This window comes from Blastococcus sp. URHD0036 (assembly GCF_000701365.1).
Lineage (GTDB): Bacteria > Actinomycetota > Actinomycetes > Mycobacteriales > Geodermatophilaceae > Trujillonella.
This window is the reverse complement of sequence record NZ_JNIK01000004.1, coordinates 186909-199830: the sequence shown is the minus strand read 5'-3', so window position 1 is coordinate 199830 and position 12922 is coordinate 186909. Positions and strand designations below refer to the sequence as shown.

At 72.1% G+C, this 12922-nt stretch carries 9 protein-coding genes; 4 read left to right on the top strand and 5 right to left on the bottom strand.

The window, feature by feature from the left end; translation table 11 throughout:
* The first annotated feature begins 102 nt into the window (after positions 1–102).
* The 4 genes from N555_RS26605 (at position 103) to N555_RS0104615 (ending at position 5281) form a co-directional block, all read left to right on the top strand.
* Complete coding sequence (locus tag N555_RS26605) at positions 103–858, top strand: class I SAM-dependent methyltransferase (RefSeq protein ID WP_197028901.1); 756 nt, start codon at positions 103–105, stop codon at positions 856–858.
* Between the two features lie 137 nt (positions 859–995).
* Entirely contained in the window at positions 996–2243 is a 1248-nt protein-coding gene (locus tag N555_RS0104625) for a phenylacetate--CoA ligase family protein (protein ID WP_197028900.1), read from the top strand.
* Positions 2236–3630, top strand: a complete 1395-nt coding sequence (locus N555_RS0104620; protein WP_081865985.1) for a polysaccharide pyruvyl transferase family protein — start codon at positions 2236–2238, stop codon at positions 3628–3630. Before N555_RS0104625 ends, N555_RS0104620 begins: the two co-directional genes overlap by 8 nt.
* The gene (locus tag N555_RS0104615) at positions 3623–5281 is read left to right on the top strand and encodes an oligosaccharide flippase family protein (RefSeq protein ID WP_051683740.1); all 1659 of its coding nucleotides are present in this window, start codon (positions 3623–3625) and stop codon (positions 5279–5281) included. The genes N555_RS0104620 and N555_RS0104615 overlap by 8 nt, the downstream gene beginning before the upstream one ends.
* On the opposite strand, the gene N555_RS0104610 is transcribed toward N555_RS0104615, so the two are convergent.
* The 5 genes from N555_RS0104610 to N555_RS0104590 all read right to left on the bottom strand — a co-directional run bounded on the left by N555_RS0104610 (position 5251) and on the right by N555_RS0104590 (position 12830).
* Entirely contained in the window at positions 5251–6444 is a 1194-nt protein-coding gene (locus N555_RS0104610) for a glycosyltransferase family 4 protein (RefSeq protein WP_034508758.1), read from the bottom strand. The two genes, N555_RS0104615 and N555_RS0104610, sit on opposite strands and share 31 nt — an antisense overlap.
* Positions 6441–8729 carry a glycosyltransferase gene (locus N555_RS0104605; RefSeq protein ID WP_029430326.1) on the bottom strand — a complete coding sequence of 763 codons (2289 nt, stop codon included), beginning with the start codon at positions 8727–8729 and terminating at the stop codon, positions 6441–6443. The genes N555_RS0104610 and N555_RS0104605 overlap by 4 nt, the downstream gene beginning before the upstream one ends.
* The gene (locus tag N555_RS0104600; RefSeq protein WP_197028899.1) at positions 8726–9718 is read right to left on the bottom strand and encodes a glycosyltransferase family 4 protein; all 993 of its coding nucleotides are present in this window, start codon (positions 9716–9718) and stop codon (positions 8726–8728) included. Before N555_RS0104600 ends, N555_RS0104605 begins: the two co-directional genes overlap by 4 nt.
* 71 nt (positions 9719–9789) lie before the next feature.
* Positions 9790–11265 (bottom strand): O-antigen ligase family protein, encoded by a 1476-nt coding sequence (locus N555_RS0104595; RefSeq protein WP_051683739.1) that lies wholly within the window; start codon positions 11263–11265, stop codon positions 9790–9792.
* Between the two features lie 101 nt (positions 11266–11366).
* Positions 11367–12830 (bottom strand): P-loop NTPase family protein, encoded by a 1464-nt coding sequence (locus tag N555_RS0104590; RefSeq protein ID WP_156036181.1) that lies wholly within the window; start codon positions 12828–12830, stop codon positions 11367–11369.
* Positions 12831–12922 lie beyond the last annotated feature (92 nt).

Genomic DNA, 12922 nt, shown 5'->3' with positions numbered 1-12922 from the left:
CAGCCAACCACGCACCGCCGTCGACGAGGCCGAGCCCGATCGTGCGAGCGCCGCAGACACGAGGTCATGGACACCGGTACGGGCTCCCCCTACGGTGCGGCGATGGTCGACGCGCCCGCGGAGCGGACTGGTCCCTCTCTGGAGACGCAGGTCCGCTTCTGGGGTGAGTGGAACCTCGCCCATCACGCCTTCTCCGACCGGAGCCCGCTCCAACTGCGACAGCTGCGCTGGGTGCGCCGGGCTGCGGATCGCCTGACCGCGTCGATGGACGAGGACCGGCCCCTCCGCATCCTCGACTTCGGATGCGGGACGGGATGGCTGGGCGCGTCGCTCACCGACCTCGGTGAGGTCACGGGGATCGATCTCGCCCCGGCAGCGGTGGAGCACGCCAAGCAGGAGTTCCCCCGCGTCCGCTTCGTCGCGGGTGACGTCGCGAACGCGCCGCTCGTCGGGCCGTTCGACCTGGTGATCAGCTCCGAGGTGATCGCCCACGTCGCCGACCAGGCCGGTTACATCCGCCGCGTCGCGGAACTGCTGCGCCCCGGCGGCGTGTTCCTGCTGATGAGCCAGAACGGCTTCGTGTGGCGTCGATGGAGTCAGCTGAAGCCGACGAGTGAGGGGATGCTCCGCAACTGGCCACGGCTGGGGGACCTGCGCAGCATGCTGGCTGCCAGTGGCTTCTCGGACCTGCGCGTCAGGTCGCTGCAACCTGCAGGAGACCGGGGGATCCTCCGCGTGCTCAACGGCCGGATCATCAGAGGTGGCTGCAAGCGAGCCGGACTCGAGCGCCCGTGGCGAGCAGTGCTCGAGCGGATGCTCATGGGTCGCGACCTCGCCATCGAGGCCCGCCGCCGCTGACACCTGTCGACTCCGCACGGGCGGTCACACCGTCCTGGATCCGGTGTCGTTCGTGGCACACTTCGCCGGTGGCGCCGCCCGGGAGGCATGCGAGCCTGCAGCACCGTCTGCGGCACGCGTTCCCGTTGAGGGGCGGGATGCGCTGGACCCTGCGGCGGATGGAGCGGGCGTCGCCGGAGGAGATCGTCGGCTACCAGGAACGTCGGCTGCGGGCCATGGTGCGGCTGGCCGCGTCCCGATCGCCGTTCTACCGGGAGTGGTTCGCAGCGTCGCGGGTGGACCCGAGGTCGATCCGGACGCTCGCCGACCTGCCCCGGCTGCCCCTGCTGGAACGCCACGACCTGGCGCGCCGTCCCGACCGGTTCCGGGTCTACCCGAGCAAGGCGATGTGGACAGCGCACTCCAGCGGCACCTCCGGCCAGGTGGTCACCGTCCACCGAACCGCAGGCTCGTCGGCCTACGAGCTCGCCACACTGCAGCGCCAGTGGGCATGGTTCGGGATACCGCACCGGCCGCGCAGCTTGGTGCTGCGGAGCCATGACCCGGATCCGCACGGCACCGGAGTGCTGACGCGTCAGGTGCCGGGGGCCCGTCAGTTGACCATCTCCAGCTATCGCCTCGACCCGGACCGGCTGCCCCGCCTGCTGGAGGAGATCCGGGCGTTCGATCCACAGGTGATCGAGGGCTGGCCCTCCAGCATCACCGCGCTGGGCTGCCTGCTGGAGGACGCCGGGCAGCGGCTGCCGGTCACCGCGGTGATCACCTCCTCCGAGGTGATCACCGCCGAGCAGCGCGCGTTGATGCAGCAGGTCTACGTCGGCCCCGTCGTGGACCACTACGGGCAGACCGAGCGGGTCGCGATGGCCGGCAACTGCGAAGCCGGCGGCTACCACCAGTTCCCCGACTACGGCATCACCGAACTGCTCCCGGTGCCCGGCCGGACCGACTCCTGGGAGATCGTCGGGACCCCGCTGCACAACTGGGGCTTCCCGCTGTTCCGCTACCGCACCGGGGACGAGGTCGGGCCCGCCCCCGCCGGCCCCTGCCCCTGCGGGCGGGCGTTCCCGCTGCTGGGCCGGATCGACGGCCGGGTCGAGGACACCTTCACCTCCGCCGACGGACGACCACTCCCCTTGCCGCACACGGTGATCAAGAACTTGACCGGCCTGCGCGAGGTCCAGGTCGCCCAACTCGCCCCCGGCCACTTCGAGTTCCGCCTGTGCCCCACGGACAGCACCGACCTCTCCGCGGTGCAGCGACAGGCCCGCAAGAACGTCGACACCTACTTCGGCCCCGGCCAGACCGTCACCTTCCAGATCATGGACGCCGTCCCCCGCGACTCGAGCGGAAAGCTGAAGGCAGCGGTGCGAGCGCCCCATGACTGAGCCACGGGGAGTGTCCGCGCCGATCAGCGCTACCGCCCAGGAGCCGCCGCCCGACGACGCGCCTCGGATCCTCATCGACAGCAGCGAGTACTGGCTCCAGAACATGGGGGACCTTGCGATGCTCGAGGTGACCATCCGGCGGCTACGGGCCAGGTGGCCCCGAGGCCGCATCGGCGTGCTCACCGAGACCCCCGCGCTGCTGCGCGCCTACTTCCCTGGGGTCGATCCGATCGAGCCATGGGCGCGTTCCGCCTGGCGTTCGGCCGGCCCGCTGGCCCGTCTCGCCGGGGCGCTGGGCCCGCGTGCCGTGGGTCCCTACGCCATCGGTCGCGTCGAAGCAGCGGGGTGGCTACGGCGGACGGCCGGTCAGGCACGCGCGACGGCGGACCAACTGGTGCGTGCGCTGCGGCGGCGGCGACACGACCGGGGCCACGGCCTGGGTCCGGAGGAGGCACCGCCGACGGCCCCCTCCCGGGATCTGCCGCCGAACACGCGGGCGGCTGCCGCGGCGTCGTCCCTCGTCGTCGCTCTCGGCGGCGGATATCTCGCTGATGCGGACCCGCGTCAGTCGGCCCGCGTCCTCAGCCTCCTCGAGTACGCCCGCCGACACGGGGTCCCCACCGCCATGCTGGGGCAGGGCCTGGGTCCGATCGAGGAGCCCTGGCTGGTGTCCCGAGCGGCAGAGGTGCTGCCGTCCGTCGACGTGATCGCGCTGCGTGAGGGGAGGCGGGGGCCGGCGCTGCTCGATCGGGCCGGTGTCCCGTCGTGCCGCGTCGTCGTCACGGGCGACGATGCGATCGAACTGGCGTACTCGCAGCGCCCGCGCGAACTCGGTCAGGGGCTGGGGATCTGCCTGCGCATCGCGGGATACTCGCCAGTCAGCGACGCCGCCAGGAGGTCGGTCGGCCGCGCCCTGCGGACCGCCGTCCGGGAGTTGGCCACCCAGGTGGTGCCCGTCATCATCAGTGAGATCCGCTCCGAGGACCGCCGGTCGACCCTGCCACTGGTCGAGGGCCTCGAGCGGGGGAGCCGCCCCCCGCATCGCTTCGCCCGCCCCCAGGAGGTCGCCGCGCAGGTGGGCCGCTGCCGCGTCATGGTCACCGGCGCCTACCACGCCGCCGTCTTCGCGCTGTCCCAGGGGATCTCCGTGGTCGCCCTCACCTCGTCGGTGTACTACGACGACAAGTTCCTCGGCCTGGCGGACATGTTCGGGACCGGCCTGCATCTCGTCCGGATCGACGGCGACGACCTCACCGAGCGGCTCTCCACCGCGATCGGCTCGGCATGGGCGCAGGCCCCGCAGGCGAGGCCGGCTCTGCTGGCCGGCGCGGCCGAGCAGATCGCACGCAGCCGGACGACCTTCCAGCGGGTCTGCGACCTTGTCTGACTCGTCACCGCCCACATCGGGACGCCGCCCGGTCGAGGAGGCCGGCAGCGGGGTCATCACCGAGCACGAGGTCGCGCGTCCCCCGGCCGCGCCCGAGGGCGGCTCGCTCCGCTCCCGCATCGGCAAGGTCGCCGGTGCGTCAGCGGTGGCACTCGTCGTCGGTGAGCTGATCAGCCTCGGGCAGACCGTCGCCCTGGCGCGGTTGCTGACGCCGACGGAGGTCGGCCTGTTCGTGGCGGGCAGCGTCCTGACCACGTTCGTCGGCAACTTCGTCGAAGGCGGACTCCGTTCGGGTCTGGTCCACCGGGACCCCGACGCCGACCTCGACGAGGCGGCCGCGACGGTGTTCTGGGTGACCCTCGGGACGGGTGCCCTGATGGCACTGCTCGCCCTGATGGCGGCCCCCGTGATCGGGCACGTCTTCGAGAGCCGCACTGCGGGGCTCGTGGCCGCCGCCATGTCCGGAGGCCTCCTCCTCTTCGCGCTGACCAACGTCCCGGAGGCGCTGCTGCAGCGGGAGTTCAGCGTGCAACGGCGCTTGATCGTGGGCCCCGCCGCGTCGGCGACCTTCGCCGTCGTCGCCGTCACGGCCGCCGCTCTGGGCCTCGGCGTCTGGAGCATGGTCCTGGGGAGCTACGCCTCCTCGCTCGTGTGGGTGCTCACCCTCTGGTGGATCTGCCGTTGGCGTCCCGGGAGGACCCGTCCGTCGTACCGGACGTGGCGGCAACTCGCGGGATACGGCTTTCCCCTCGTCCTCGGGATGCTCGCCGATCGGGGGCAGAAGGTGGTCCAGGCGGTGGTCACCGGGAGAGTTCTGGGCGCCGGGGAGCTGGGACTACTGCGATACGGCGAGCGGATCGCCCGCATCCCCGTCATGGCACTCGTCGAGGCGGGGTCGAACTCCCTGTTCCCCGCGTTCTCCCGGCTCTCCCGCGATCGCGGCAGATTCCAGGCCGGATATCTGCAGGCTCTCCGGCTCTCGGTGGCCGCCGCCGCGGGGATGGCGGCGATCATCATCGCGATCGGGGTGCCGCTCGTGGTCCTCGTCCTCGGGGAGGAGTGGCGCGGCACCGGCGAGGTCCTCGTCGCCATGGCGGGGCTCGGACTGGGCAAGTCGATGATGACGGTCGGCGAGGAGGCCATCAAGGGCGCCGGACGTACCCGGCTGCTCAACAGGTTCACGGTCACGGAGACGACCCTGAGCGTGGTCCTGCTACTCGTCCTCATCGGCCCGCTGGGGCTGGTCGGGGTGGGTCTCTCGATCTCGCTGACCGCGCTGATCCTCGGTGTGGTCGTGGCCTGGACCGCCGCTCCCGTCGTGGGGGTCTCCCGGCGCCAGACCCTCAGCGCCACGGCACCGGCGGTGCTGAGCGCGCTGCTCGGCTACGCCGTGGTCGCCACCCTCGAACTCGTGTGGCTGCAGTCCGAGAGTCGCGGGACCTCGGGACTGGCGACCATGGCGCTGGACGTCGTCGTCTTCCTGGCGGTGTACGCCCTGGCACTCCGCGTCCTCGCCCGGACCACCTTCACCGACCTCACCGCACTCGCCGCCGAGGTCGTACGAGCCGTCGCGCGCAAGGCAGGCGCCGCCAGGACCCGGGAGCCGGACCGGGCCGCCCCTCAGCCGGCGGAACCGGTCAACCGACCGTAGAAGTCCACCAGTACCTCGCGGGACCGGTCCCAGGACAGCTCGGACTCGATGCGCTGCCGTCCCTGCAGGCTCATGGCCCGCCGCTGCTGCTCGTCGCACAGGAGCCCGTCGATCTCCACCGCGAACGCGCGCACGTCGTTCGCGGGCGCGTACACGGCCGCGTCCCCGGCCGACACCCGCGCCTCCGCCAGGTCGAAGGACACGACGGGCCGGCCCATCGCCATGTACTCCAGCACCTTGTTCATGGTCGAGACGTCGTTGAGCGGGTTCTTCGGGTCCGGTGAGAGGCACACGTCGGCGGTCGACAGGCAGCGTTGGACGAACTCGTCGGGGACCCGACCCGTGAACTCGACGACGTTCTCGAGCCCGAGCTCCAGGCTCAGCTCGACCATCTGCTCGTAGACGTCGCCGGAACCCATGAAGATGCAGTGCAGGTCCTCGCGCCCCAGGTCGTTCCTCAGCACGTGCAGGGCGCGGAGCGCGTAGTCCACGCCGTCCTGCGGGCCCATGACACCGAGATAGGCCGCGAGGTACCGCTTCCCCCGACGGAGGTCGGGATCCGGCGGCCGCTGGACGAACCGGGACAGGTCCGGTCCGCTGCGGACCACCACCACCCGGCCCGGGTCCACGCCCCCTCGGCCGGTGGCCACCGCCCGGTAGCTCTCGTTCGTCGAGATCACGCCGTCGGCACACCGGAACGTGAGCCACTCCAGCGCCCGCGTCACCCAGTAGAGCGCGCGGCCGCCTCCGGCGAATCGGGAGAGGAACAGCTCCGGGACCAGGTCGTGGTGGTCGAAGACGAACCGGGTGCCCGTGGGACGCAGGAGCAGCGCGACCAGGAAGAGCAGATCGGGCGGGTTGCACGCATGCACGACGTCGACCCGGCGTGTCCGGGCGACGCGCAGCGCGAGCCTGGCCGTGTGGAACATCGCCGCGCCGTACTCGCGCAGGAAGCCGAGCGGACCGCCCTGGGCGGGACGCAGCGGATACCGGAGGACGTGGACGCCCTCGAGGGTCACCTCGCTCTCCTGCGCGTCGGTCCCCTTCGGGCAGATGACGGTGACCTCGTAGCCGGCCTCCACCAGGGCGCGGCTCTCCTGCCAGACCCGGCGGTCGAACGGAACGGGCAGGTTCTCCACCAGGATCAGGACGTGCCGGCTCATCGGGAATCCACCAGGTCCATCAGCAACTCCTCGTAGCCGCGTGCCGTGTGCTCGATCCGGTGGTGCTCCACCACGTGTCTGCGGCCGGCCGCTCCCATCCGCCTCCGCAGGTCCTGATCCCCGGCCAGGCGGCGCAGCCGATCGGCCAGCGCCGCAGCGTCCCCGACCGACACCAGGAACCCCTGCGCCCCGTCCACGATCAGGTCACGCATCGCCCCGCAGTCGGTCGCCACCACCGGGATCCCGGATGCCATGGACTCGATGACCGCCATCGGAACGCCCTCGTGGACCGAGGACAGGCAGGAGACGTCGAGGGCGGGCAGCACCGCGGCGACATCGCTCAGGACGCCCGTGAAGTGCACGGCGTCCCCGAGCCCGAGGTCCGTCGCCAGCGCCCGGAGCTCCCGGTCGCGGGGGCCGCCGCCGACCACGACCAGCTGCGCGAGCGGATGTGACCGGCGGAGGATCGCGAAGGCCTCGAAGAGCACGTGGTGGGCCTTCTGAGCGCTCAACCGGGCGACGATCCCGGCCACGAAGGCGTCGGCGGGGAGGCCGAGGCGGGCCCTCGCCTCGCGCCGCGCCGCCTCGTCCGGCAGCGGTCCCACCCGGACGCCGTTCGGGATCACGACCTCCCGCGTCCGGCTCCAGGGACGGCGGCCGACCCCTTCCTCCCGGCGCAGGTACTCCCCCTGGCTGGGGGCCAGGAGGACCAGGGCGTCGGTCTCCCCCAGTGTGTTGACGGCCCACCGGGGCAGGACCTGCCCACCGACGCTGGTGAGGTCCATGTCGTGGGCGGCCACCAGGGTCACCGGCACGCGGGCCACCCGGGCTGCCAGCCGGCCGAGGGCCAGTGCCGCGCGGTGGTGATGCGGAACGAGCACCGCGTCCACGTCGCGTCGGCGCAGGGTCGCGGCCAGCCGGGGCAGGGTCCGCGGGTCGAACCTCCCGGTGCGGCCCATCACCTCGACCGGGAACCCCGCCCCCCGGTAGGCGTCGGCGAGCGGCCCCGGCGTCCGGAGGCAGATGAGCACCGGCTCCACGACGGCCGGGTCGAAGGACCGGAAGACGTCGAGCATCAGCTTCTCCACGCCGCCGACCGCCGTCTCGTCCAGCACGAAGGCCAGACGGAGCGGCCGGCGCGCCACGTCGCCTCCTCGCGGGCGTCGTGCGACCTCGAGGAGTCGCCGCTGCGCTTCCTCGACGCTGCGCTGGAGGGTGAACTCCCGCTCCACGCGGGTCCGGGCAGCCCTCCCGAAGTCGCGGCGGGCCCCGTCGTCCCGCAGCAGCACGAGCAGCCGTTCCGCCAGGGCCCCGGGATCCCGGGGAGGCACCAGGTAGCCGGTGACCCCGTCGTCCAGCATCTCGGGAACACCTCCCACGGCGGTGCACACCGCGGGTCGCGACGAGGCCATCGCCTCGAGCAGCGCCATCGGGAAGCACTCGATCGTGCGGGAGCTGAGCACGAACACGTCGATCGCCGACAGCACGGCGGAGACGTCGCTCCGGGCACCGGCGAAGACCACCCGTCCGGCGAGGTCCAGCCGGGCGGCCAGCTCCTGGAGCGAGGCCCGTCGGGCACCGTCGCCGACGATCAGGAACCGGGCCCTCGGATCCTCGGCAGCCACCAGCGCAGCCGCCCGGAGGAACGTCTCGTGGTCCTTCTCCGGTCGCAGCGCGGCCACGATGCCGACCACGAGGTCGTCCTCACGCAGCCCCAGGGCCGTCCTGACCGCCGCGTTCCTCCGGCCGTCGAACAGCGAGGGGTCCACCCCGTTCTGGATGACACGCACCTTCCGGCGTGGCACGCGCAGCTCGTCCACCAGATAGGGGACCTGCCCGTGCGCGACCCCGAAGTACGCGTCGGTGACCGGGCCGAGGACGGCGTCCGTCACCCGCCGCACCGCGCCGCGACGCTCGATGTCGCCGCAGTTGTGGATCCACACGACCGTGCGCGGAACGCGCGCGAGGACGGCGGCCGCCCGGCCGAGCAGCTCCGCGCTGTACCCGCGGAGCACCACCACGTCCGGCGCGGTCCTCCTCAACTCGCGTACCAGGTCGACCAGGCACCGCAGGGCCTGCCGCTTGGTCCGGTGCAGGGCGACGGCCGGCACCCCGTCGTCCGCCAGCGTGGGGAACAGCTCCCCCTCGCGTCCGAGGCAGATGACCGATGGCTCGAACCGCCGGCGGTCGAGCCGGCCCGTCAGCGTCGTCACGTGCCGTTCCGCCCCGCCGAGACCCAGGTCGGGGACGACGAAGGCGACCCGGAGCCGCCGGGGCGACGTCATGCGGTGATCTCGTCGTAGAGGGCGTCGATCTCGCGCCACACCACGTCCACGTCGAACCGCTCGCGCACCCGGACCAGGGCGCGCCCGCCCAGCCGGGACCGCAGCCGGGCGTCCACGAGGACGGTCTGCAGCGCGGCCGTGAGCGCGTCCCGGTCGCGCGCCGGGACCAGCACACCGCACTCGTCGTCGATGAGGTCCGGGATGCCCCCCACGTCGCTGGCGACGACGCACAGCCCGTGGGCCATCGCCTCGAGCAACGCCATCGGCTGCCCCTCGAGGAACGAGGGCAGCACCAGCACGTGGGACAGCCGCAGCAGGGACTCGACGTCTCCCGGCGGCACCCAGCCGGTCACCCGGACCTCGTCGTCGAGGCCGAGGGCCGTCACACTCGCCCGGGCCTCCTCGACCGCTCCGCTGCCGGCCAGCACGAGATCGGCCGGCGGTCGTCGTCCCTCCTCGCCCAGCCTGCCCCAGGCGTCCAGGAGGAGGAAGGCGCCCTTGGCTTCGTGGACGTCGCCCAGGAACAGCACGTGGACCGTCTCCCCCTGGCCCGGTTGCTCCACCGGCACGCCGGGCCGCACCGCGTTGGGCACCACGGCGATCCGGGCTTCCGGGGCGATCTCGTGGAGCACGCGCTGCCACGTCTCTCCGAGGGCGACGACGGCGTCGGCCATCTGCAGCGTCGCCCGGACGTAACGCTGCAGGAGCCTCGGCACCGACCGGTAGAACTCCCGGAAGGCACCACCGTGGATGTGGAGGACGACGGGCACGCGCAGGCCGCGGGACGCCCACGCGAGCAGCGACTTGCGGACGAAACTGCCGTACGAGGCCGTGTGCAGGTGGACCACGGCCGGCCGGCGGACCAGCAGTTCGCGCAGGAACGCTGCTGCTCCGATCAGAAAGGTCGTCACCCGGGTCAGCACCGAACCGTTGCGATGCGTCGTGACGTGCCGGATCCCCCACTCGGTCCACAGGGGGGTCTGCTGCATCGTCCGGACGTACGTAGCCACGCCGCCGCGCGTCCGCGTGCTGGTCGAGACCCAGAGCACGCGTCGAGGGCTCATGACCGAGCCCACTCCGGAACCGCAGATCCCGGCACGCGCGGAGGGCGGCCGTCGTCAGCCACGTGCAGCGCAGGCGCCGCCCGCGACTGGGCCTGCTGCCACCCCACCGCCGCGCCGGCGAGCAGCATCACGATGATGTTCGGGAAGTCGAAGAACCGGAGGTCCACGGTCAGCCCGGTGACCGACTGGGCGAACAGGCACAGCAGAGCGGTCACTCCGAGGGCGCGACCGAGCATCCCGTCGGCCGGGAGCCGGCGGGTCGCCTGGATGACCCGGCTGTACAGCAGCACCGTGACCACCAGCCAGAGCCCCAGCCCGACGATGCCGAGCTCCACGAGGACGCCGAGGCTGTCCAGGTGCGAGGAGATGCCGAAGCCCCGCACCCACGGCGTCTCCGGCGACCACGCCTCGTGGTGGAAGGTGTTGACGGCGACGAAGCGGCCGATGCCCCACCCTTCGATCGGCTCCTGCCGGAAGGCCCACAACGACGTCGCCATGGTGTTCAACCGATCCTGGATCTCCCCCGGGGAACCCACGCCACCGGCGCTGCGGTCCTCACTGGTGAACGTGGACCAGTTCGACACCACCACCGTCACGATGGCCGCGCCGATGACGACGAATCCGGTGCGGAAGCCCTTGGCCAGCGCGATGGCCAGGACGATGACCAGACCGAAGGAGAGCCACACCACCCGGGTGTGCGTCAGGTACACGGCGTAGACGAACGCCACGGCCATCACCCCGGCGAGCGCTCGGATCGAGGGCCGCTCCGCGCCCGAGGAGGCGATGAGCACCGCCACCAGGAACCCGACGACGAGCACCAGGCCGTTCACCACGGGCTGGTTGAAGACGCCCACCGCTCGATCGGCCCAGTTGGGTGACTCCACGATGTAGCGAGGCCACACCAGTTGCGGTGCCGAGAACTGCAGGATGCTCACCAGGGCCGAGTAGCCGGCCGCCGCCATCAGGCTCCACAGCAGGACGCGTATGGCCCGCGGATCGACGAAGACCCGGCGCGCCACCAGGAACATGACGAGGGGCATGACGATGCCGATGATCAGGAAGCGCAGCAGCGAGTAGTCCTCCGTTCCGCCGAGTGGTCCCGCCGCATAGGCATGCGGAACCACTGCGGACACCAGGTTCCAGGCGACGTACACGGTCACGGCGCACGCGACCGGGTCGGGCCGCACCGCGCCCGGTCGGCGTCGCCAGGGGGAGGTACACAGCCAGGTCGACGCGAGCACTCCCGCGAAGGCGAGGAGGAACGGGTCGACCGGCAGGGTGCCCGGGGGTATCGCGATCCGGAAGAACGTGGTGACGAGGAGGAACACGCAGGCCAGCACGGGGCTGCGCAGCCCGAGGACGGCGGCCAGGATCCCCGCCGCGCCCATCAGGACCAGCAGGCCCAGCTGGCCGGGCGCGACGACGAGCAGTGCGAGGACGACGGCAACTGCTCCCCCGAGCACGGCGCACACGGCTGTCGCCTCGGACCATCCGCCTCGCAGCCACAGCCGTGGCGCGGACACCCGCGCGGGCGCCGGCACCGTTGACGACTCCTGCCGGGCAGGAGCCTGGGTCATCGCGGCTCCGCGGGAGTGCCCGGGCCCCGGCTCGCCGACGGCGTCGTCTCGACCGGCAGGCGTTCGGGACTCTCCGCGCCGTCCACACGATCGGAGGCATCGCCGGGTGGCTCGTCGGCAGTCGCCAGGTCCTCCGGCGGGTCGGCCGGCCGCTCCCGCGCCGCCGCGACCTCCGCGCGCTCGGCTCTGCCCACCGTCGCGACGACGGCCCCCATGAGGACAGCCGACATCTCCCGCAGGACGGCGACCGCCTCACGGGCTGTGGCGACCCGGGTCACCCTGCTGTCGACCACGAGGACGGTCTGGTCGGCCGCCTGGCAGAGAGCCTGACCAGCGGCCGACTCGACCACCGCGGGCACGTCGATGACGACGTACTGTCCGGCGAGCGTCTCGTGCCGGAACAGCTCGTTCAGCTTGCTGACCGACAGGATCGGCGTGTCGTCGGCCGGTCCCGGCGTGAGCCGGATCAACGAGAGCCCGGGGAGGGCGCCCGGCCGGACCTGCGGTGCGACCGCCTCCGCGCCGTCGAGGACCCCTCCTGCGTCCGCACTGACGAGAACGGTGGGATGGCCCTGCCGCGCCCACTCGCGGGCCATCTTCAGCGCGACGAAGGACGACGCCACACCGGCGTCGGGTTGGGCGACGGCCACGACACTGGGACCGGGGAGTCGACCCCTGACGATGTTGGCCAGCTGGCCCAACCGGCGCTCCTGACGGACTCCGCCCGACCTGCCGCGAGATGACGGGACCTCCACCAGTGTGGGCTGCCCGACCTTCTCGGCCACGTCCCCTCCGGTGGGAAGGCGCCGCGACAACTTGACCAGAGCGAAGGCCCCGAGCAGCCCGAGGAGCAGCCCCCCGGCGCCGGCGGGGAGGACGTTACGGAGCAACGAGGGCTCCTCGACCGACACTCCGCCCTCGGTCTGGAGTTCTTGCAGGACGTTCACCCGGTCGGACTGGATCTGATCGATCCGGATCTGCAGGTCGGACACGACGGCCGCGGCGTTCGCGCCGGAGCTGCGCAGCGCCGCGTCGAGCTGCGTCTGCAAGCTGGCCAGTTGCTCGGCCCGGCTGTCGGCGCGGACCCCGTTGATGTCCTCACGGAACCCGTCGGCCACCTCGATGGCGTAACTCTGTGCCGTTGCGCGGTCCGACGCGGAGGCGCTGATGATCATGATGGGGCTCGCTGCAGCAGCCTCGGCCTCGAGTTCGGTGCCGTCGGGCACGCCCGCCCGGCCGGCCAGCTCCCGCTGGTAGGCGATGTCGTTGAAGTACGCGACGTAGCCCTGGACGAGCACGGCGTCCTGGTCGGGCGACCTGTCGTTGGAGGAGACGATCAGGGAGGTTCGGCCGACGTAGGTGGTGTCGGTCGTCTTCGTGGCGAAGACAGCGCCGAGCACGGCGATCCCGGTGACAGCGAGCACCACGAGCCAGTAGCGGCGGACACCTGTCATGAACACGTCGGAGTTCCCCACCCCACCGGTCCCGTGCCTGCCCGGCGCGCCGCCCGCTGCATGTGATCTCACTACGCAACTCCCTCGCCGGTTGAGCC

Coding starts and splice junctions, on each gene's coding strand:
- N555_RS26605 (WP_197028901.1), top strand. CDS start 103: ATGGTCGACGCGCCCGCGGAGCGGACTGGTCCCTCTCTGGAGACGCAG.
- N555_RS0104625 (WP_197028900.1), top strand. CDS start 996: ATGCGCTGGACCCTGCGGCGGATGGAGCGGGCGTCGCCGGAGGAGATC.
- N555_RS0104620 (WP_081865985.1), top strand. CDS start 2,236: ATGACTGAGCCACGGGGAGTGTCCGCGCCGATCAGCGCTACCGCCCAG.
- N555_RS0104610 (WP_034508758.1), bottom strand. CDS start 6,444: ATGAGCCGGCACGTCCTGATCCTGGTGGAGAACCTGCCCGTTCCGTTC.
- N555_RS0104605 (WP_029430326.1), bottom strand. CDS start 8,729: ATGACGTCGCCCCGGCGGCTCCGGGTCGCCTTCGTCGTCCCCGACCTG.
- N555_RS0104600 (WP_197028899.1), bottom strand. CDS start 9,718: ATGCAGCAGACCCCCCTGTGGACCGAGTGGGGGATCCGGCACGTCACG.